16 protein-coding genes and 1 pseudogene are annotated in these 18,702 nt (G+C 73.1%); 8 read left to right on the plus strand and 9 right to left on the minus strand.

The genetic code is table 11. The features are described from left to right. Positions 1 to 36: 36 nt before the first annotated feature. The gene (locus ACIBNA_RS14700; RefSeq protein ID WP_399165585.1) at positions 37 to 1,599 is read right to left on the minus strand and encodes a carbohydrate-binding protein; all 1,563 of its coding nucleotides are present in this window, start codon (positions 1,597 to 1,599) and stop codon (positions 37 to 39) included. 169 nt (positions 1,600 to 1,768) lie between these two features. Between ACIBNA_RS14700 and ACIBNA_RS14705 the strand changes: the two genes are divergently transcribed. Together ACIBNA_RS14705 and ACIBNA_RS14710 are read left to right on the plus strand one after the other, a co-directional pair. Continuing rightward, positions 1,769 to 2,788, plus strand: a complete 1,020-nt coding sequence (locus ACIBNA_RS14705) for a cytochrome c oxidase assembly protein (RefSeq protein ID WP_399165586.1) — start codon at positions 1,769 to 1,771, stop codon at positions 2,786 to 2,788. Then, positions 2,775 to 3,521 carry a class I SAM-dependent methyltransferase gene (locus tag ACIBNA_RS14710; RefSeq protein WP_399165587.1) on the plus strand — a complete coding sequence of 249 codons (747 nt, stop codon included), beginning with the start codon at positions 2,775 to 2,777 and terminating at the stop codon, positions 3,519 to 3,521. Before ACIBNA_RS14705 ends, ACIBNA_RS14710 begins: the two co-directional genes overlap by 14 nt. On the opposite strand, the gene ACIBNA_RS14715 is transcribed toward ACIBNA_RS14710, so the two are convergent. Genes ACIBNA_RS14715 through ACIBNA_RS14730 form a run of 4 tightly spaced genes read right to left on the minus strand, consistent with a single transcriptional unit; the run spans position 3,494 to position 5,541 of the window. Further along, entirely contained in the window at positions 3,494 to 4,027 is a 534-nt protein-coding gene (locus ACIBNA_RS14715; RefSeq protein WP_399165588.1) for a hypothetical protein, read from the minus strand. The two genes, ACIBNA_RS14710 and ACIBNA_RS14715, sit on opposite strands and share 28 nt — an antisense overlap. Continuing rightward, on the minus strand, positions 4,011 to 4,502 hold the full coding sequence (locus ACIBNA_RS14720) for an RNA polymerase sigma factor (RefSeq protein ID WP_351408770.1): 492 nt from the start codon (positions 4,500 to 4,502) through the stop codon (positions 4,011 to 4,013). Before ACIBNA_RS14720 ends, ACIBNA_RS14715 begins: the two co-directional genes overlap by 17 nt. Then, entirely contained in the window at positions 4,499 to 5,140 is a 642-nt protein-coding gene (locus ACIBNA_RS14725) for a class F sortase (protein WP_399165589.1), read from the minus strand. The genes ACIBNA_RS14720 and ACIBNA_RS14725 overlap by 4 nt, the downstream gene beginning before the upstream one ends. Continuing rightward, positions 5,137 to 5,541, minus strand: a complete 405-nt coding sequence (locus tag ACIBNA_RS14730; protein WP_399165590.1) for a sortase-dependent protein — start codon at positions 5,539 to 5,541, stop codon at positions 5,137 to 5,139. The genes ACIBNA_RS14725 and ACIBNA_RS14730 overlap by 4 nt, the downstream gene beginning before the upstream one ends. 265 nt (positions 5,542 to 5,806) lie before the next feature. Here ACIBNA_RS14730 and ACIBNA_RS14735 point away from each other — a divergent pair, with 265 nt between their 5' ends. The 5 genes from ACIBNA_RS14735 (at position 5,807) to ACIBNA_RS14755 (ending at position 11,757) form a co-directional block, all read left to right on the plus strand. Continuing rightward, entirely contained in the window at positions 5,807 to 6,982 is a 1,176-nt protein-coding gene (locus ACIBNA_RS14735; protein WP_399165591.1) for an NAD(P)/FAD-dependent oxidoreductase, read from the plus strand. Between the two features lie 110 nt (positions 6,983 to 7,092). Beyond that, the gene (locus ACIBNA_RS14740) at positions 7,093 to 8,463 is read left to right on the plus strand and encodes a hypothetical protein (protein WP_399165592.1); all 1,371 of its coding nucleotides are present in this window, start codon (positions 7,093 to 7,095) and stop codon (positions 8,461 to 8,463) included. 56 nt (positions 8,464 to 8,519) lie between these two features. Next, complete coding sequence (locus ACIBNA_RS14745; RefSeq protein ID WP_399165593.1) at positions 8,520 to 9,770, plus strand: AAA family ATPase; 1,251 nt, start codon at positions 8,520 to 8,522, stop codon at positions 9,768 to 9,770. A gap of 50 nt (positions 9,771 to 9,820) precedes the next feature. After that, positions 9,821 to 11,224, plus strand: coding sequence for a VWA-like domain-containing protein (locus tag ACIBNA_RS14750; protein WP_399165594.1), 1,404 nt, complete (start codon positions 9,821 to 9,823; stop codon positions 11,222 to 11,224). Further along, on the plus strand, positions 11,221 to 11,757 hold the full coding sequence (locus ACIBNA_RS14755; protein WP_399165595.1) for a hypothetical protein: 537 nt from the start codon (positions 11,221 to 11,223) through the stop codon (positions 11,755 to 11,757). Before ACIBNA_RS14750 ends, ACIBNA_RS14755 begins: the two co-directional genes overlap by 4 nt. A gap of 39 nt (positions 11,758 to 11,796) precedes the next feature. Here the strand turns inward: ACIBNA_RS14755 and ACIBNA_RS14760 are convergent, their stop codons facing one another. The 4 genes and pseudogenes from ACIBNA_RS14760 to ACIBNA_RS14775 form a co-directional block, all read right to left on the minus strand. Continuing rightward, entirely contained in the window at positions 11,797 to 12,453 is a 657-nt protein-coding gene (locus ACIBNA_RS14760) for a response regulator (RefSeq protein WP_399165596.1), read from the minus strand. Further along, positions 12,450 to 13,637 carry a sensor histidine kinase gene (locus ACIBNA_RS14765; protein ID WP_399165597.1) on the minus strand — a complete coding sequence of 396 codons (1,188 nt, stop codon included), beginning with the start codon at positions 13,635 to 13,637 and terminating at the stop codon, positions 12,450 to 12,452. The genes ACIBNA_RS14760 and ACIBNA_RS14765 overlap by 4 nt, the downstream gene beginning before the upstream one ends. Positions 13,638 to 13,642: 5 nt before the next feature. Next, a complete protein-coding gene (locus ACIBNA_RS14770) occupies positions 13,643 to 15,847 on the minus strand; it encodes an MMPL family transporter (protein WP_399165598.1) in 2,205 nt (734 codons plus the stop codon). Between the two features lie 295 nt (positions 15,848 to 16,142). Then, a pseudogene (locus ACIBNA_RS14775) lies at positions 16,143 to 17,833 on the minus strand (alpha/beta hydrolase). A 324-nt stretch (positions 17,834 to 18,157) separates the two neighbouring features. Between ACIBNA_RS14775 and ACIBNA_RS14780 the strand changes: the two are divergent. Then, complete coding sequence (locus ACIBNA_RS14780; RefSeq protein ID WP_399165599.1) at positions 18,158 to 18,670, plus strand: signal peptide protein; 513 nt, start codon at positions 18,158 to 18,160, stop codon at positions 18,668 to 18,670. The last annotated feature ends 32 nt before the right edge of the window (positions 18,671 to 18,702 follow it).

Genomic DNA, 18,702 nt, shown 5'->3' on the forward strand with positions numbered 1-18,702 from the left:
GCAGTGCGGAATGCCGTTGCATGCCATACGGCCAGGCTACCGGCTGCCCCCGAACGTCACGACGAGCCGCCCGTCCGAGGCGAACGACCAGCGCAGGGCTCCTGCGTAGGAGGAGCAGCGGGAGCCGTTCGAGCCGGACCAGAACTGGTTCGAGCCGTCGGAGTCGCCGATGATCCGGTCGTTCGACCCGCTGTCGCAGGAGGTGTTGTTCCGGAACACCGACGTGCTGCCCGAGTCGAAGTTGAAGTTGCGCTGCTCGTTGCCGACGCTCACGTTGTCCGAGATCCGCATCGCGCCGGTGTTGCGGTTGTAGGTGAACCCGTGCTTGCCGTTGTGGTAGGCGATGCTGCGCCGGACGATGTGGTTGACCCCGATGTCCTCGCCGCCGAGCTTGTAGCCGTTGCGGTCGCCGTTGCCGGCCTGGGAGCCGTCGCTGAGGGTGCCGTTGTCGTAGGCGAGCGAGTCCTCGATGGTCACCGCGCCGATGGGGCCGGTGTCCGTCTTGGTGTAGAGGTCGTAGCCGTCGTCGATGTTGTGGTGGGCCACGGTGTAGCGGAAGACGTTCCCGGGGCCGACGGTGAGCTTCGGGGCGAAGCCGTCGGCGTCCTCGCCGTCGGAGTCGACGTTGTCGTGCGATTCCGCGCTCAGGATGAGGTTGTGGGACGGCCACTGGTCCTTCGGCGTGGTGGAGAGCGCCCGCGAGAGCTGGAGCCCCGAGTCGCGGTTGAAGCGGGTCACCGTGCGCTCGATGACGTTGTTGCTGCCGCCGACGAAGATGCCGTTGTCACCGGCCCGTTCGACGACGACGCCCTTGACGTGCCAGTACGACGCGTTGACGGCGAGGCCGCGGCCTGCCGGGTCCTCGCTCTGGGCGGAGAAGTTCAGCACGGGGGTCTCGCCCGGGTAGGCGAACAGTTCCGTGCGGTCGCCGGACGTGCCGTCGCGGCCCGCCGGGATGGTGACGGTCTGGGAGTAGCGGTAGGTGCCGCCGCGCAGGTAGATCGTGCCGCCGGCGGAGATGCGGCTGATCGCCGAGGTGAGCGTCGTCGGGTTCGACTCCGTACCGGCCGCGCTGTCCGTGCCGCCCGGTGACACGTACAGCACCGGGCCGGTGGGCTGTGGGTCGCTGCCGCCCGTCTCGACGTCGACGTGGTCGATGTTGGGCAGGCCGCCGGAGGTGGTCGGGGAGAGCCGGACGGTGTTGCTGCCGGGCCGCAGCGGCACGGTGAGCGTCTTGGTCGCCCAGGTGTTCCAGGCGCCGGTGCCCTCGAAGGACGCCGTGCCGGCCGTCGTGCCGTTGACCACGATGTTCGCGGTGCGTGCGGAGGTCGTGCCGTTGGCGAAGCGGACCTTGAGGGTCGCCGTGCCGGCGGCGGGCGCGGTCACGGTGAACTGTGCGTAGCCGCCGGTTGCGTTGTCCCCATTGCAGAATCCGGTGCCGGAGTATCCGGCCCAGTTCGAGTCGATGGTGCCGGCGCAGACCGCCGGCGACGTCTCGGCCTCGTACCGGGTGGTCGCCGCCTGCGCCGTGGTCCCGGACAGCGCGACGAGGCTGCCGGCCAGGAGGCCGACGGACGCGATCACTGGTCTCAGGTGCATCGTTCGTCTCCAAGGGTGGTGACGGTGGCGGAACCCGGCCGGGGTAAGCGCTTTCCGGGGAACGTAGAAGCTTGCTGTGAACGCGTCAATAGACTGCTACATGATTCTTATTCATATTCATGAACCCGCGATCACCCCCTCTCTTAACTTCGGCGGCTACTCTCCGCCCGTGAGCGAACTGTCGGCCGGGTACCTGCCGGAGCTGACCGCCGGGCGGCTGCTGGGCTCCTGGCAGCTGGACATTCCCGCGCTGCTGCTCGTCGTCGCCCTGGGCGGGCTCTACGGCTGGGGTGTCGCGCGGGTGCGCGGCCGGGGCGTGCCCTGGCCGTTCGCGCGCCTCGCCGCGTTCGTCGTCCTCGGACTGGGCACGATCGTCGCGGCCACGATGTCCGGGCTGGCCGTCTACGACCATGAACTGTTCTGGCCCGCCGCCGTGCAGAACGTCGCCCTCGATCTGCTCGCGCCGCTGGGTCTCGCCCTGGGCGACCCGCTGCGGCTCGCGGTCGAGGCGCTGCCGGAGGGCGGTGCGGGCCGGGTGCGGCGGGTCATGACCGGCCGGCTGGTCAGGACACTGACGTTCCCCCTCGTCAGCACGGCCGTGGTGCTGGCCACGGAACTGACCGTCTACTTCACGCCGTACTTCGCCACCGCGCTGCGCGTGGGCTGGCTGCACGAGCTGATGTATCTCCATCTGCTGGCGGCGGGCTGCCTGTTCGTCCTGCCGGTGCTCACCCGCGAACAGGCCCTGCCCGCCTGGTGCACCCACCCCGTCCGAGCGGCCCTGGTCTTCCTGGACGGCATCGTCGACGCCCTGCCCGGTCTCGTCGTCATGACGCACGGCACCCTGATTGCGGGCGCCTGGTACCTGCACCACGCGCCGCCCTGGTCGCCGGACGTCCACCACGACCAGCAGATCGGCGGCGGCGCCATGCTCGGCATCGCCGAACTGGCCGCCCTGCCCTTCCTGCTGGCGATCCTCGCCCAGTGGGTCCGCGCCGAGCGCGACCGGGCGGCGGAACTGGACCGCCGACTCGACGCCGAACTCACCCCTGCCGCATCAGAATTCGAGCGGGGCCCGGCTCCCGAACTGGTGCGGCCCTGGTGGGAGACCGAAAAGAGCGAGGTGGCGGCGCGGATGCGACGGCAGGGACACGACGCCGGGCAGGCTGACCCGTATGGCGACCTATGACATCCTCGGCGCGACCTACGCCCGGACACGGCGGCCCGACCCGCGGATCGCCGCGCGGATCCACGCCGCGCTCGGCGACGACGTCACGGACGTCCTCAACGTCGGAGCGGGCACCGGCTCGTACGAACCACCGGAGACGGTCCTCGCGGCAGAACCCAGCCGGGTCATGCTGGACCAGCGACCGCCGGGAGCCGCACCCGGCGTGCAGGCCGTCGCGGAACGCCTGCCGCTGCGGGACGACGCCGTCGACGCCGTGATGGCGGTGCTGACCGTCCACCACTGGTCCGGCCTGGCGGCCGGGATCAGGGAACTGCGCCGGGTGGCCCGCCGCCGCGTCGTCGTCCTGACCTGGGATCAGGACGTCTTCCGTGAACGGTTCTGGCTGGTACGGGAGTACCTCCCCGAGGCGGCCGCCTTCGACGACACCCGCGCCGTCCCCGTCGGCCGACTGGCAGCCCTGCTCGGCGGGGCACGGCAGGAGACGGTCCCCGTCCCCCACGACTGCACGGACGGATTCGCCGCCGCGTACTGGCGCCGCCCCCACGCCTACCTCGACCCGCAGGTGCGCGCGGGAATCTCGCTGCTCGCCCAGACCGGCGAGGACGTCATCGCCCCCGGACTGGCCCGGCTCGCGGACGACCTGGCGAGCGGCCGCTGGCACACCCGGCACGCCGGGCTGCTCGCGCTCGACACCGCCGACGTGGGCTACCGGCTGCTGGTGGCCGACCTCTGATCCGTGTCCGGCCCGGTCGCCGACGGGACCGGCGTAGCCGGGGTCGGTGCGGCCGACGCGGTGCGGGGCAGGGCCGTCGGGCCGGTCGGGTCGCCCGGGCCGTCCGTGCGGGGGCGGGTCGCGGCGGGGGCGGGTGCCTCGGACGGAGAGGCCGGTGAAGGCGAAGGCGTCGATGAAGGCGAAGCCGTCGACGGATGGGGAGTCGGTGCCGGTGTGGGAGGCGTTGTGCTCGCGGGCGGCGGGGCCATCGGGACCGTCGGGGAGCGGGAGAGCTCCGGGGCCGTGAGGCGCAGGGGGAGGGCGATGAGGGCGGCCACCACGCAGCACAGGCCCGCTCCGGCCGCGGCGCGCAGCACGCGTCGGCGGGTCGCCCTGCGGCGGATCGCCTCGTACTGGCCGGGGGGTGCGCCCAGGTAGTCGGGGGAGGAGGGCCGCAGGATCACGGCGAGCGGGTCGTCGGGGCCGGACTCCCGGTCGTCCGGATCGTCGTCAAGGCGTGTGGTCAAGGCTTCTCCTCAAGTGGACGCGGAGCAGTTCCCGGGCCGCGTGCAGGTCGGCCTTGACCGTTCCTTCCTTGCGCCCGGTCAGCACGGACACCTCCCGGATCGGCATGTCAGCGTAGTAGTGGAGGAGGATCGGGACGCGGAGTCGTTCCGGGAGCGACTGCACGAGCAGGCGCACCGACGGGTCGGCCTGCTCGGGGTGGGGCCGCACGGCGGCTTCCGAGGTGACGCGGTGCATGGCCCTGCGCTCGCGCTCCAGTTTGCGCCAGTGGTCCCGGACGAGGTTGGCCGCGGTGACGTAGAGGAAGCCGCGGGGTTCCGCCACGGACGTCCAGCGGGCCCAGAGCCGGGTGAACGCCTCCGAGGCGATCTCGTGGGCCGTCTCGTCGTCGTCGACGAGCCGGCGGCACCAGCCGGCCAGGCGCGGGTAGAGGGCGGCGAACAGCTCGGACGCGGCCTTCTCACGGGACCGTTTCAACGCTCTCCAGAGGTCGGGGACTGGGCACCGCTCAGCGCGGCGAACACGATCACGTTGTCCGCGTATCCGTCGCCGGTACGCGCTCCGCCGCACGTGATCAGCCGCAACTCCGGGCGGTCCACGTTCCCGTAGACGTCGTCCACCGGGAAGTGGGTTCGGGGGACGGTCCGTACCGCCGTGACGGCGAACTCTGCCGCCGTGCCGTTCTCCAGGCGCGCCACGATCCGGTCGCCGCGGTGCAGCCGGGCGAGGTGACGGAAGACGCCGTCGCCGTACGGCCCGACCGTGACGTGCCCGAGGATCACCGACGGGCCTGTCTGGCCCGGCGTTGGCGAGTGCCGGTACCAGCCCGCCCGGTCGTCCGCCGTGACCGGCGGCACCCGCACCGTGCCGTCCGGGGCCAGCCCCAGCCGGATCACCGGGGTGTCGACACCGATGGCCGGGACCAGCAGCCGGACCGGGACCGAATGGGCCAGGGGACGCGCCCCCTTGGCCGGCCCCGGCCGAGCGGGAGACTGCGGCTGTGGTGCGGTGGCTCCGGAGCCCGGCGTCGTCCGGTCCGTCCCCTGGCCTGCGCATGCCGTGAGCAGCGACGCCAGCGCCGCCGTCGTGAACGCGCGTCTGGAGAACGGGGTCATGCCCTGGTCGCCCGGCGGCGCCGTACGACGAGGACCGTCCCGCCGCCCACGGCGAGCACCGCGGCGGCGCCCGCGCCGACCGCCGCCCCGCCGAGGCCGGAGTCGGAGGCCTGGGACGCCGTCGTCACGCCGGTGTCGGGCGCGCCGCTCGGTACGACGGAGACCTGGTCGTCGGCCGGTGCCCGGGTCGGTTCCCCGCTCGGGACCGGCGTGGCGTCGGCCGGCGCGCGGGTCGGCTCGGCACTGGCCGTCGGTTCGGCGCTCTCCGCCGGCCGGGGGGTGGATTCGGCGGCCGTCGGGGCCGGGCTCGGGGTGGTCGCCTCGCTCGCGAACGCGGGCCCCGTGCCCAGGAGTACGGCGGTGCCCGCGAGGGCCAGGGCGGTGAGGACGGTTCGGCGCATGGGAACGCTCTCCTTCGTCGGTCCCGCCCGGTGAACGGCGGGGTGGGTGACGGGTCGTGCGGAGAGACGAGGCGGCCGGGGGACGGGTTGTAAAGGGATGGCAAAGTCCGGTGGGGGCAAAGCTCGGTGAGGGCGGAGGGTGAAGGGCGGAGGCCGCCCCGGCCCTCTTGGCAACGCCCCTGCCACCGGGTTCAATGACGCCGCTTGTGATCGTGACGTGCCGTGGATGCAGGCACACCCGCACAACGCCTGAAGGGACGGCCCGTTGACCTCCTCACCCGTCTTCCCCACCGTTCCCCGCACCGCCGACGTCGTGATCATCGGCGGCGGCGTGATGGGCGCCAGCATCGCCTTCCACCTGGCCGAGGCCGGGGTGCGGAACATCGTCGTCGTGGAACGCGGTGAGCTGGGCTGCGGCAGCTCGGGCAAGCCGATCGGCGGCGTGCGGGCGCACTTCTCCGACCCGCTCAACATCGAACTGGGCAGCCGGAGTCTGCGCGCCTTCCGCGATTTCCCGGACCGGCCCGGCGCCGACATCCGGCTCGACACCGTCGGCTATCTCTTCCTGCTCACCACCGAGCAGCAGGCCGCGGACTTCGAGGCCGGTGTGCGCCTGCAGAACTCCCTCGGCGTCCCCAGCCGCATGACCACCCCCGAAGAGGCTCGCCGGCTGTGTCTCTACGTCAGCACCGACGGACTGGTGGCCGCCGCCCACTCGCCCGCCGACGGCCACGCCCGGCCCGGACTGGTCGTCCAGGGCTACGCGCGGGCGGCGGCCCGGGCCGGGGCCGTCCTCGCGACGCACACCACCGTCACCGGCCTCGACACCGCCGGCGACCGGATGACGGCCGTCCACACCGACCGCGGGCGGATCGACTGCGCCACGGTGATCTGCGCCGCCGGCGCCTGGTCGGCCCGGATCGGCGAGATGGCCGGCGTCCCGCTCCCCGTGCGGCCGGTGCGGCGCCAACTGGCCTTCACCGTCCCGCTCACGCCCCCCGCCCCGCGCATCCCCTTCACCATCGACTTCACGTCCTCCGCGTACTTCCACAACAGCGACGACGGTCTCCTGCTCGGCCTGGCCGACCCCGCCCAGCCGGACGGATTCGACACGACCTGGACCCCGCAGTGGCTGGAGCTGTTCCGCGAGGTCGCACGCCGTCGCGCGCCCGCCCTCGCGGACCTGGAGACGGCGGGCGGCTGGGCCGGGCTCTACGAGGTCACCCCCGACCACAACGCGCTCATCGGCCGCTCGGAGGAAGTCGTCAACTTCCTCTACGCCACCGGGTTCTCGGGTCACGGCTTCCTCCAGGCCCCGGCGGTGGGGGAGATCGTCCGCGACCTGTGCCTGGACCGCACGCCCTGCGTCGATGTCGGCCCGCTCGCCGCCGGTCGCTTCCGGGACGGGGCGGAGATCCGGCCCGAGTCGCATGTCGTATGAGCCTCGGCATTAATCGGCTGCGCAAGGGAGCGAGGGCCACTAGCATCCGTCGCGATGACGACTCACTGCGTTGACAGATTGGGGGTCCCGTCCGCTCCAGGTGAGTGCTGATGCTCACCCACACCGCGAACGGGAAACCCTCGCTTTCCTTCTGGCCGCGCGTGCGCGAGTTCGCCGTGCCGCCCGCCATGATCGAGACCGCGACCGCCCGGCGCCGAGCCGGGGACTGGGCGGGCGCGTGCGCCGCCGCGAACGTCGACGTCGACCTCCAGCCGCGTGCCGTGGCCCGAGTCCACGGCCGGGAGCTCGCCGCCCGGCTCCGGACCGACCTCCGTCACCTGGCCCCCGACCTGCTGCGCTGGCACCTGCCGAGGATCGCCCCCGACGGGCTGCTGCGGCCGGGGCTGACCGTCACCCTGGCCCGGTACGACGCGGCCGGGCGGGACGGTGTGAGCCCGCTGCACCTCGTGGTGCGGACCCCGCCGGCCTGGGCGGACGCCGGTCAGCGGATCAGCCTCGCGCTGTGGGACGCGTCCCACGCGGAGGCGGCCGACCGCCGCCATCCGCATCCGCGTCCCAGCCGGCGGTTCCGTCTCGACCTGCACCGCCACCTGTGGGACGTGCGCCGGGCCGGTGAGCTGGGGATGCGGTGCGGGGCTGACGGACCGCCCGTCGACGGCCGCTCGGCCCTGGCCGTGGATACGGAACCGACCGGCCTGCTGCCGCCGGGGCACCACTGTGCCGTCGACCGGTGGGTGGCCGAGGCGGAGATCCTGCTGCGTGCCGAGGGCCGGTCGGGCGGCAGGGTCTGTGTACGGCTCGGGGCGCGCAACCGGCTGGTTCTGGACGTGTCCGACGGGGCCGCGGTGGTGAACACGCACGCCCCTGACCCCGCACTGCCCGTCCTGCCCGACGCGGCCACCTGGGTGCTGCCCGACCTGGAACTGCTCAGGACCGGGGCGATCGGCGCCGGACGGCTGCATCCGCTGGTCGCCTCGGCGCTGGGGGTGGGTGCGCCGCCCCCCGCGTCCCGCGACCCGGGCCGGTCCGGTGATCCACGGCTGGTGGAGTGCCGGGGCGCCCGGCACCGCATCGGTCTGGTCGACGGTGCGCTCGCCGCGCTGGACCACGACCCGGCCGAGATCCGCCGCGAGGAACTGCTGGTCGCCCTCGGCGGAACCCCGCTGCCCTGCCTGCGGGCCATCGACGAGGCACACCGCCGCCCCGACTGCCTCACCGGCGTCCGCGAACGCCTCGACCACGGCGACGTCGCCGGTGCGCTGGCCGTCGTGGAGGGCCTGCTGGGCCCTGAGGCGGTGCTGCGCAACGGCCCGCTGCGGGACGCGCTGGAGACGGCCGCGCGGCGGCGCATCGCCTACGGGCTGTTCCGGGCGGGCCTGGCCGGACCCTCGCCCGGCAGTCTGCGCCCCTGGGACCGCCGCCGCTCCCGCGACCACGGCCCGCACCCACGCCACATGTGACGTCGCTCTGCCTCCCCCGGAACCCTCAGACCTCCTAGACCCACAGGTGATCACACATGCCCACACGCACCCCGTCCACCGAGCCCGACACCGCCACGCAACTCGAAACCGCCGGCGACCTGTTGTCCCTGCTGCGCGACACCACCACCGAACCCCGACCCGACACCCAACTGGAGGCCCTGACCCTGACCGTGGCCGCGGACCTGCCCGTGCTGCTGTGGGGCGAGCCGGGCATCGGCAAGACGGCGGCCCTGACCCAGCTCGCCACGGCCCTGGACCTGCCGCTGACCACGGTGATCGCCAGCGTGCACGAGCCGTCCGACTTCTCCGGGCTGCCGATCGTCGGCGACGACCCCGCCGAACAGGGCGTTCCGATGGCCCCGCCGGACTGGGCCGTACGACTGGTGCGGGCCGGCCGGGGACTGCTCTTCCTCGACGAACTCTCCACCGCGCCGCCCGCCGTTCAGGCCGCCCTGCTCCGGCTCGTGCTGGAGCGGCGGATCGGTGCACTGCGGCTGCCGCCGGGTGTGCGGATCGTGGCCGCCGCCAACCCGCGTTCCTCGGCCGCCGACGGCTGGGAACTGAGCCCGCCGCTCGCCAACCGCTTCGTCCATCTCCAGTGGGCCCACGACACCGAGGTCGTCGTACGCGGCCTCGGCGGGACCTGGCCCCGGGCGACCCTGCCCCGCCTCGACCCCCGGAAGCTGCCGGAGGCCGTGGCCTTCGCCCGGCGTGCCGTGTGCGGGCTGCTCACCGCACGCCCCGGGCTCGTGCACCGGCTGCCCAGCGGGGAAACCCGCCGGGGCGGGCCCTGGCCGTCTCCCCGGAGCTGGGAGATGACACTGCACCTGATCGCCTTCGCGACCGCCGCCGGCTCCTCCCGGGACGTCCTGTCCCTGCTGGTACGCGGCACGGTCGGGGACGGCCCGGGTCTCGAACTGCTGGCGAGCATGGACCGGATGGACCTCCCGGACCCCGAGACGCTCCTGGCCGACCCGGACGGTGCGGTCCTGCCCGAGCGGGGGGATCTGCGCCAGGCCGCGCTGGACGGTGTCGTGGCCGCGGTCCGCAGCCGTCCGGAGAAGTCCCGCTGGGACGCGGCGTGGGCGCTCCTGGTCAGGGCGGTGGAGAGCGGACCCCCGGACGTGGTGGTCGTCCCCGCGACCACCCTCGCCGCACTGCGCCGGGACGACTGGGACGTACCGGCGGCGATCGAGAGTCTCGCCGGGGTGGTGTCCCTGTCCCGCCGAGCGGACGACGCGGCGGCCCGGACGAAGCCGGCGGCCACGGCGAAGGCGGGCCGATGACGAGGGACGCGCCGAGGGCGCCGCTGACGAGGGACAGGCCGAGGGCACCGATGACCGGGCAGGCGTCCGGTACACCGCCACCGACGACGACAGACACGCGTCCGCCGACATGCACACCCGGAGCGGCCGAAGTCCCCGGGACGCCCGGCACGCCGCCGCCGACGGACACGCCGCCGACGCCGTACACCCCCGCTACGGCCGAAGCCCCGCAAACGCCCGGCACCCTCGACCGCGCCAAGCTCTTCGCCGCCCGTCTGCACGCCGCCCGGGTCCGCCCGTACCTCGCGACGGCCCTGTTCGCCCTGCACGTCGTCGAGTCGCGGCGGGTCCCGACGATGGGCGTCGACCGGTACTGGCGGTGCTACGTGTCGCCGGCGTTCGTGGACCGTACGCCCGTCGAGGAGCTGGCCGGCGTGTGGGTGCACGAGGTGTCGCACCTGCTGCGCGACCACCACCGGCGCGGTGACCGGGTCGCTCGGGAGCGCGGGCTGAGCGGCCCGGCGGAGCGGCTGCGGATGAACATCGCCGCGGACCTGGAGATCAACGACGACGTGTACGGCGAAGGGCTGGCCCGCCCGGAGGGCGCTGTCGACCCGGAGGGACTGGGCCTGCCGGAAGGCCAGTTGATGGAGGACTACCTGTGGCAGTTCCGCCTCGGCCCGCGGATGCGGGACCTGGCCTGGCTGGACTGCGGCAGCGGCGCCGACGGCCTGGACAGGGAGTGGGAGCTTGGCCCGGACGGTGCGCACGGCCTGAGCGAGCAGGAGCGGGACGCCGTCCGCTTCCGGGTGGCGCAGGGCATCACGGGCCGTCCCGGCAACGCCTCGCAGGGATGGCGGCGCTGGGCCGACGAGGCCTTCCACCCACCTCAGCCGTGGCGGGAGTTGCTGGGCGCGGCCGTCCGCTCGGCGGCGTCCGGACCCGGCGCGGGCGAGGACTACACCTACGGCCGCCCGGCCCGCCGCTCGGCGAGCGTGCCCGGCGCCGTGCTGCCGAGCATCAGACGGCGGCCGCCCCGGGTGTCCGTCATCATCGACACCTCCGGATCGGTCAGTGACGCCGAGCTGGGCAGCGCGCTCCTGGAGGTCACCGCGATCTCCCGGGCCGTGGGCGGCCGGCGCGACCTGGTCACGGTGGTGCCGTGCGACGCGTCGGCCCGGTTCGTGCACACGCTGTGCCGTGCCGAGGGCATCCCGCTGACGGGCGGCGGCGGCACGGACCTGCGCACCGGCTTCACCCGGGCGCTGCGCACCCGCCCGGCCCCGGACGTCATCGTGGCCCTGACCGACGGCCAGACCCCCTGGCCGAGCACCCGACCCCCGTGCCGGACGGTGATCGGCCTGTTCCCGCGCCGGTACCGGGGCCACGCCTACGACGAGACCAACCCCGAGTACGTCCCGGACTCGCCCCCGGCCTGGGCCCGCGTGGTGGACATCGGCTCGGCCGGCCCGTGAACAGATCACGGAGGCCTGTCTTCGTCGGCGTCGGAGCCGAGGCCGCAGCTGTCGCGGGGCTCGTGCTCGGGCTGCCGTCCGGGGGCGACAACGGCGTGGCGACCGCGTTCGCGGCCGGCCTGATGGGCGCGCTGGCGGGCGGACTCGGCGCCCACATTCCCACGACCGCGGCCGCGGTCAGTCCCGGTGACCTCTTCGTCAAGGACCGCCGTGCGTTCCTGGGCCTGTGGCTGGTGAGCGGCTCCATGGCCGCTGTCGCGATCGGGCTGGGGGCCGGTCCGGAACTGGGCCTGCCCGTCGGCCTGGCGTTCGGCACCTTCGTGGCCACCGGCGGATCACTCTGGTGGCGATTCGTCACCGTGCGGTTCCTCCTGGCCGGGCGGGGGCACATACCGTGGCGCCTGATGGGCTTCCTGGCGGACGCCCACGCGGCCCGGGGAGTGCTGCGCCGGGTGGGCACCGTCTACCAGTTCCGGCATCTTGGACTCCAGCACCCTCTCGCTCACCGCTACGCGGCGGCCCGGCGACGCTGAGTTCCGCCCGGCCCTCCGTCCCGGAGGAACCCGCCGCTGTCAAGCGCCCTCCGTGCCGGCAGGCCTGCGCAACAGTCCCCGTTCCATCGCCACCACCACCGCCCTGGTGCGGTCGTTGACGTCGAGCTTGGCGAACAGCCGGAGCAGATGCGTCTTCACCGTGGCCTCGGCGATGACGAGGCGGCGGCCGATCTCGGCGTTGGTCAGGCCGTCCGCGACCGCGTTCAGGACATCCGCCTCCCGGGCGGTGAGCGGGATCTGGGCGGGCTGGCGCATGCGGGCGACCAGCCGTTCGGCGACCCGGGGCGCCAGCACCGTCTCCCCGCGCGCCGCCGCGTGGATCGCGTCGGCCAGTTGCTCACGGGTGGTGTCCTTGAGGAGGTAGCCGATCGCCCCGGCCTCCACCGCGCGCTCGATCTCCGCGTCGGTGTCGTACGTCGTCAGAATCAGCACCCGGGTGCGGGGGAAGCGCCGCACGATCTCGGTCGTGGTCGCCACGCCGTCCAGTACCGGCATCCGCAGGTCGACCAGGGCGACATCGGGCTCGTGGCACTCGACGAGGTCCAGGGCCGCGCGGCCGTCGCCCGCCTCGCCGACGATCTCGATGCCGGTGTCGGAGGCGAGGAGGGCCACGACGCCGGCCCGCATGACGGTGTGGTCGTCCACGACGATGACGCGGAGCGGTCCGCCGGTCATGCCTGCACCCCCTGCGGTATCAGCGCCAGCACCCGCGTCCCGTCGCCCACCGAACTCGTCACCGTCAGTCTCCCGCCCAGCTCGGCCAGCCGTTTACGCATGCCGTCCAGGCCGAAGCCCGTCGACGACTCCACGACGAACCCTCTCCCGTCGTCGGTTATTTCGAGCTCCACGCCGTACGGCTGCCGGGCCAGGACCACGCCGACCGTGGAGGCGCGGGCGTGCTTGCGCACGTTGGCCAGGGACTCCTGGGTGCAGCGCAGCAGCGCGATCCGGGTCTGCTGGTCACAGTCCAGGTCCGCCAGGTCGGCGTCGACGGTCAGGCCGGTGTCCTCGGCGAAACGGTCCAGGGTCCGGCGCAGGGTCTGCGCCACCGAACCGGCGGCCGCCTGGCCGGGGCGCCGGGGCGAGCCGACCAGTTCCCGGGCCTCGGCGAGGTTCTCCCGGGCCGTCGACTCGATCGACCGCAACTGCTGGGCGCTGCGCTCCGGGTGGGCGTCGAGGCCCGCCCGGGCCGCCTCGGCGAGCACGATGATCGAGGCGAAGCCCTGCGCGAGGGTGTCGTGGATCTCCCGCGCCATCCGCTCCCGCTCGTCCGCCGCGCCCTGACGCGTGTGGGCCTCGGACAACTCGGCCTGGGCCTCTTCCAGTTCGGTGATCAGCCTCGCCCGCTCGGCGCTCTGCCCGACCACCGAATGGGCCCACAGCCCGATCAGCGCCCCCACGGCGACGACGAGCACCGTGGACACGAGCGTCTCGGTGAAGAACTCCACCGTCCAGCCGTCCTGCCGCAGCACGCTCGCGGCCAGGGTGGCGGCCGTGGCGAGCCCCAGGAACGCCATCGAGGCCCTCGGCGTCCGCCCGAACATCCAGTAGTGCGGAAGCGTCACCATGAACAGCGCCGCGTAGTTGCCCCGCAGATACGCCAGCCCGCCCAACGCGATCACCAGTACCGACAGATAGACGTGCCGTACGACGGGATGGGACGGAAAGCGGTTCAGGACCGCGTACGACAGCACCACCCCGCCCAGCAGGGCCAGCGCCACGTACTTGCTCCCGCCGGGCCGGTCCATGGCGACCAGCCCGAAGGCCATCACGGCGAACAGCAGCCAGCACACCGCGTTCCAGCGGCGCAGCGAGGTCGCCCAGAGGGCGTCGGGGGTGGACCCGGCGAGAGCGGTCATGCCGATCAACGTACGTCGACCGCCGGGAGGGAGGGCGACCTTTTCTCCGGGGCAGCCGTCGCCCGGCGCCCCGGGCGCGAGGGCCACCAGCTCGCCTCGCCCAGCAGCAGCATCGCCGCCGGCAGCACCATGACCCGGACCACGAACGCGTCGATCAGCACGGCCGCCGCCAGGACGAAGCCCATCTGCTTCATCTCGATGATGTGCAGGAAGACGAAGCTGGTGAACACGGTCGTCATCACCACCGCCGCGCTGGTCACCACGCTCGCCGAGGAACGGATCCCGTCGAGCACCGCCTGCCGTGTGGGCACGCCCGCGAGTACGGCCTCCCGGATGCGGCTCACCACGAACACCTGGTAGTCCATCGACAGCCCGAAGAGGATGACGAAGAGGAACAGCGGCACCCGCGACCCGATCGACCCGGTGGACTGGAAGTCCAGCAGGCCCTCGGCCCACGTCCCTTGGAAGACCAGGACGAGCAGCCCGAGCGCCGCCGCCGCGGACAGCAGGTTCAGGGCGACGCCGAGCAGCCCGAGCACCACCGAACGGAAGGCGTACACGGTCATCGCGAACGTCACCAGCAGCAACGCGCCGAGCACCAGGGGCAGTTTGCCGTTCTGGTGGGCGGGATAGTCGGCGTAGCGGGCGACGTCCCCGGACACGCCGTACTCGGCGCCGCTGATCCGGCCGACGGTCGCGGGCAGGAAGTCGTCCCGGAGCCGGTCCAGGGAGTCGTACGCCTCGTCGGAGTTGCCGAGGTGCGGCACCTTCAGTTCGAGGGTGCTGGTGCGCCCGTCGGCGGACGACCGTATGCGCGAGGCCTCGGTGAACAGCGGGTCGGCTGCGGCACGCTCGGCCACCTCACGCAGCGCGGCTCCCACCTCCCCCGACCGTGAGGCGTCGGCACGCACGACGACCTGGTGGGTCACCCGCTGCTCGGGGAACGCCTCGTTGAGCCGGTCGTAGACCTTCATCGCGGGAATGTCGCGGGAGTGCGTGTCCCGGCTCATCTCCGTGATCTTCAGTCCGGCCAGCGGGACGACGAGGGCGAGGAGCGCGACGACCGAGACGCACAGGGTCGCGAAGGGATGCCGGGCGGCGGGCCGCAGCAGAGCACTCCACATCCGGCCGCCGCCTGTCCCGCCGCGTACCCGCCGCGCCGGCTTTCCGCGCTCCGCCCGCCGCAGTGCCCGGCGTTCCCCCCGCCGCCCCAGCTTGACGAGCAGCGCGGGCAGGGCCGTCAGCGAACTGGCCACCGCGACCAGGACGACGATGATGGTGCCGGTCGCGAGGGAGGAGAAGATCACGTCGGAGGCCAGGTACAGCGTCGCCGTGGAGGCGACCACCGCGAGCCCGGAGACCACGACCGCCCGGCCCGAGGTCGCGGCGGCCAGTTCCACCAGCGCCTCGGAGGAGAGCCGTCCTCCGGAGCGGGCCCGTTCCTCCCGCTCGCGCTTGAGGTAGAAGAGCGTGTAGTCGACGCCGACCGCGAGGCCGATCATCAGGATGACGTTCGTGCCGACCCCGGCGTCGGGCGACACGTGCGAGACGACCATGGAGAGCCCGACCGCCGCCGCGATCGACGACAGCGCCAGCAGCAACGGCACCCCGGCCATGGTCACCGACCCGAACACCACCATCAGCGTGACCAGGGTGATGGGAAGGGTGATCGCTTCGGACAGCGCCAGGTCGTCACTGCGCTGCTTGTCGACCCCCTTGCTGACGGAGGGACTTCCGGTCTCCTCCAGCAGCAGCCCGGGGTGGCTCTTCTGCACCGCCGCGGTCCGCGCCACGAGCGCGTCGACCTTGTCCTTCGCGTCCCGCTCCTCGCCCTTCAGCGCCACCTCGACCATCAGGATCCGGCGGTCCTCGGACAGCAACGGGTCGGCCACGCCCGCCACTTCGGGCAGCTTACGCATCCGGTCGGTCAGGTCGTCCGCGGCGGCCCGGGCGGCGCCCTCGTCGAGGGCACCGCCCGACCGGGAGGAGATCAGCACCTGCTCGGCGGCCCTGCGCTCCAGATGCGCCTCGGCCGCCAGGGCCTCGGCGCGGCCGGCCTCACCGACCCGGTAGTCCGCCGTCTTCGCGCTGTTCGTGCCGACGGCGCTGCCGACCCCCAGACACAGCACCACGAACGCCAGCCAGCCGACGATCGCCCGCCAGGGATGTCGCGCGCTCCAGCGCGCCACGCGCACAGATAATGAGTTCATGCCCAGAATGCTTGCTGAGCAGGGCAGTTGCCGGACAGAGGTACTCGGTTGAACCTGCCGTCCACCGGTCGGTGGACCCGGGCCCTGGGGAAAACCCCACCCGCCCCGGGCTCAGCCCGGCGTCAGGACGACCGCCTGGCCGCCCGCCGGCGCCATGGCCACGTCGAGGGTGTCGGCGGCGGTGACGGTCCGGGTGCTGACCACGACCGGGGTCCGGAACGGGCTGGAGCCCGGGGTGGGAACGGGTGCCGGGCCTGGTGGTGGCCCGGCACCCGGGGTGCCGTGGTGCGGTCGGTCAGCGCAGGAAGCCGAGGCGGTCCAGGCGGTCGTTCACACCGTTGCGGAGCTCGCCGAGGGTCGTGCCGGGCGGGGCCACCTTCGGCGTGGAGGACGGCGGCTGGGTCTCGTCCGCGCAGGTCGTGCCGCGCGCCGGGACCTTCAGGTCCACCAGGTAACCGGTGACGGCGTCCGTCGCGCAGGCGCTGCGCCCGAAGGCGGTGTGCCCCTCGGCCTCGAAGGTGAGCAGCCGGCCGTTGTCGAGCTCCCGGGACAGGGCCACCGCGTCCCGGTAGGGGGTGTCCGGGTCACCGGTGGTGCCGAGCACGAGGATCGGCGCGGAGCCCTCCGCCCGGAAGGAACCGTCGTAGCGGCTGACCCGCTCGCCGGGCCACTGGGCGCAGGCGGTGGCGTGCTGGTGGTCGTAGAGCGGCGGACCGTACGCCAGGGCCGGACCGAGCAGCGGCGCCAGCCTGGCGTTGGTGGTGACCTGCCGCTTCAGCAGGGCCGGGTCGCTCGGGTAGGCCTTGTCGACGCACTCGACGACCACGTTCGGGTTGAGGAAGTCGTAGCTGGCCGCGGACGGCGGCCGGAGCAGGAAGGAGGTGTTGTCGCGCTGCTGGGCCTTGCGCAGGGCCTCGCCGAGGGAGGGCCAGATGACCTTGCCCTCGTTGATGTTGAACAGGAGGCGGTAGACGAGGGTGTAGCCGTTCGCCTGCCCGCCGTTGGCGGTGGGTACGGGGCTCGCGTCGAGGTCGGCCTTGAGCTTCTCGAACGCGGCCCGGGGGTCGCCGTCACCGAACCCGCACGTGTCCTGGTCCGCCTTGCACCAGCCGAGGAAGCGCCTCATCGCGCCGTCCAGGGCGAGGTATTGGGGACGGTCGTAGGCGTAGGGCTGGTTCGCGTAGTGCTCGGGGTCGTAGGCGCCGTCGAGTGCGAGCGCGCGCACCCGCTCGGGGAACATGGCGGCGTAGATGGTGCCGATGTAACTCCCGAAGGACCGGCCGTAGTACGTCAGTCGGTCCTCGCCGAGGGCCTGGCGCAGCAGGTCGATGTCACGGGCGACGTACTCGGTGCCCACGTACGGCACCAGATCGCCCGCGTTGTCCTGGCAGGCCTGGCCGAACGCGGCGGCCTGGCGCACGGCGGGCTCGTAGGCGTCCGGGCCGGGGACGCCCTTGGCGGCGGTGATGGCCTGGGTGTACGTCTGGTCGTCCCAGCACGTGACCGGTGAACTGCGCCCGACGCCGCGTACGTCGTAGCCGAAGACGTCGAAGGAGTCGCGCAGGGCGGCGGGCAGGTCGGCGTAGTTGCCGCGCACGAAGTCCACGCCGGAGTTGCCGGGCCCGCCGGGCTGCAGGAAGAGGGTGCCCTTCTTCTTGGCCTGGTCCGGGGCCTGCTTGCGGATGACCGCCAGGGTGATGGTCCTGCCCTGCGGATCGCGGTAGTCCAACGGCACGTCGGCGTTCGCGCACTCGAAGCCGCCCTGGGGCAGTCGGACCAGGACAACGACGGCACGGGCGGCTGCCCGTCGCTCCCGTCCGGCTGGGCGGCCATCACCTGGGCGGCGGTTCCGGCGAGAGCGAAGGAGACGGCGGCGGCGATGGCGATCCTCAGACGCGGGAGGCGTCTGCGTGCGCGGGCGGCGGACCGGCTCCGTCCTTGAACTTGCTTGGTCACTGTGTTGATTCCCCCTCGGGCGCGGCGCATGTGCCGTCGAGCACCCCTGTGGTGCGGCTGGGTCGTTGAAGTTTCTAGTTCACCTGGAGGGGGAGGGGAAGAAGATCGGCCTTGTGGACCTACGTCCACTCGATCTCTCCCATACCCGCGGTAGTTGCGGTGCCGTTCACTTTCGGAACGGTGGGGGGTGCGCGGCGGCGATGCGGGGTGCCTCGGCCGTTCGGCCGATCCGCGGGGGCCGGGGCGCTGCCTAGGATCCGCTGCGTAGTCTGAGGCCTAGTCTGGTCAAGCGCCGGGAACGGCCGACCAGTTCACCTGAGCGAATTCCTCCCCCCACCCGAAGGAACAGCCGACGTGTCGTCGAAGAACAGCCGTATCAGAGTCGCCCTCCTCGCAGCCGTCGTCGCCGTCACCGGCCTGGCCACGGCGGGACCCGCCCTCGCGGCCACGCCGGCGGTCGCCGCGGCGGTGACCGTCACGGCTTCCCAGGCGCAGGAGCCCGCCATACCCACGGACTTCGTGGACCTGCCCACGAGCCCCCTCCGGGCCGACGCCCCCCAGGAGTTCACCGTCACCTACCGCAACAACACGCCGACGCCCACGACCGTCGCCCCGCAGCTCCTGGTGACGTCCCCGGACGCCGGGCCGTACCTGGCGCCGTCGGACGTCAAGGTCGAGCGGCGCACGGGACATGACTGCTGGATGGCCGTGCAGCCGGGCAGCCAGACGGGGACGCTGTTCACGGATCTCGTGGGCGCGCAGCGGACGTTGGGGGCGGGGGAGCAGCTCAAGGAGCGGTACCGGGTCACGGTGGTGAACCCCGAGGCCCGGGGGACCGTGTTGCCGAGGGTGGCCTTGTACGGCTGAGTCGCACCAGCGCCATACGACAGCCGGTGCAC

This window comes from Streptomyces sp. NPDC050164, assembly GCF_044459945.1.
In the GTDB taxonomy this organism is placed as follows: Bacteria; Actinomycetota; Actinomycetes; order Streptomycetales; family Streptomycetaceae; genus Streptomyces; species Streptomyces coeruleorubidus_A.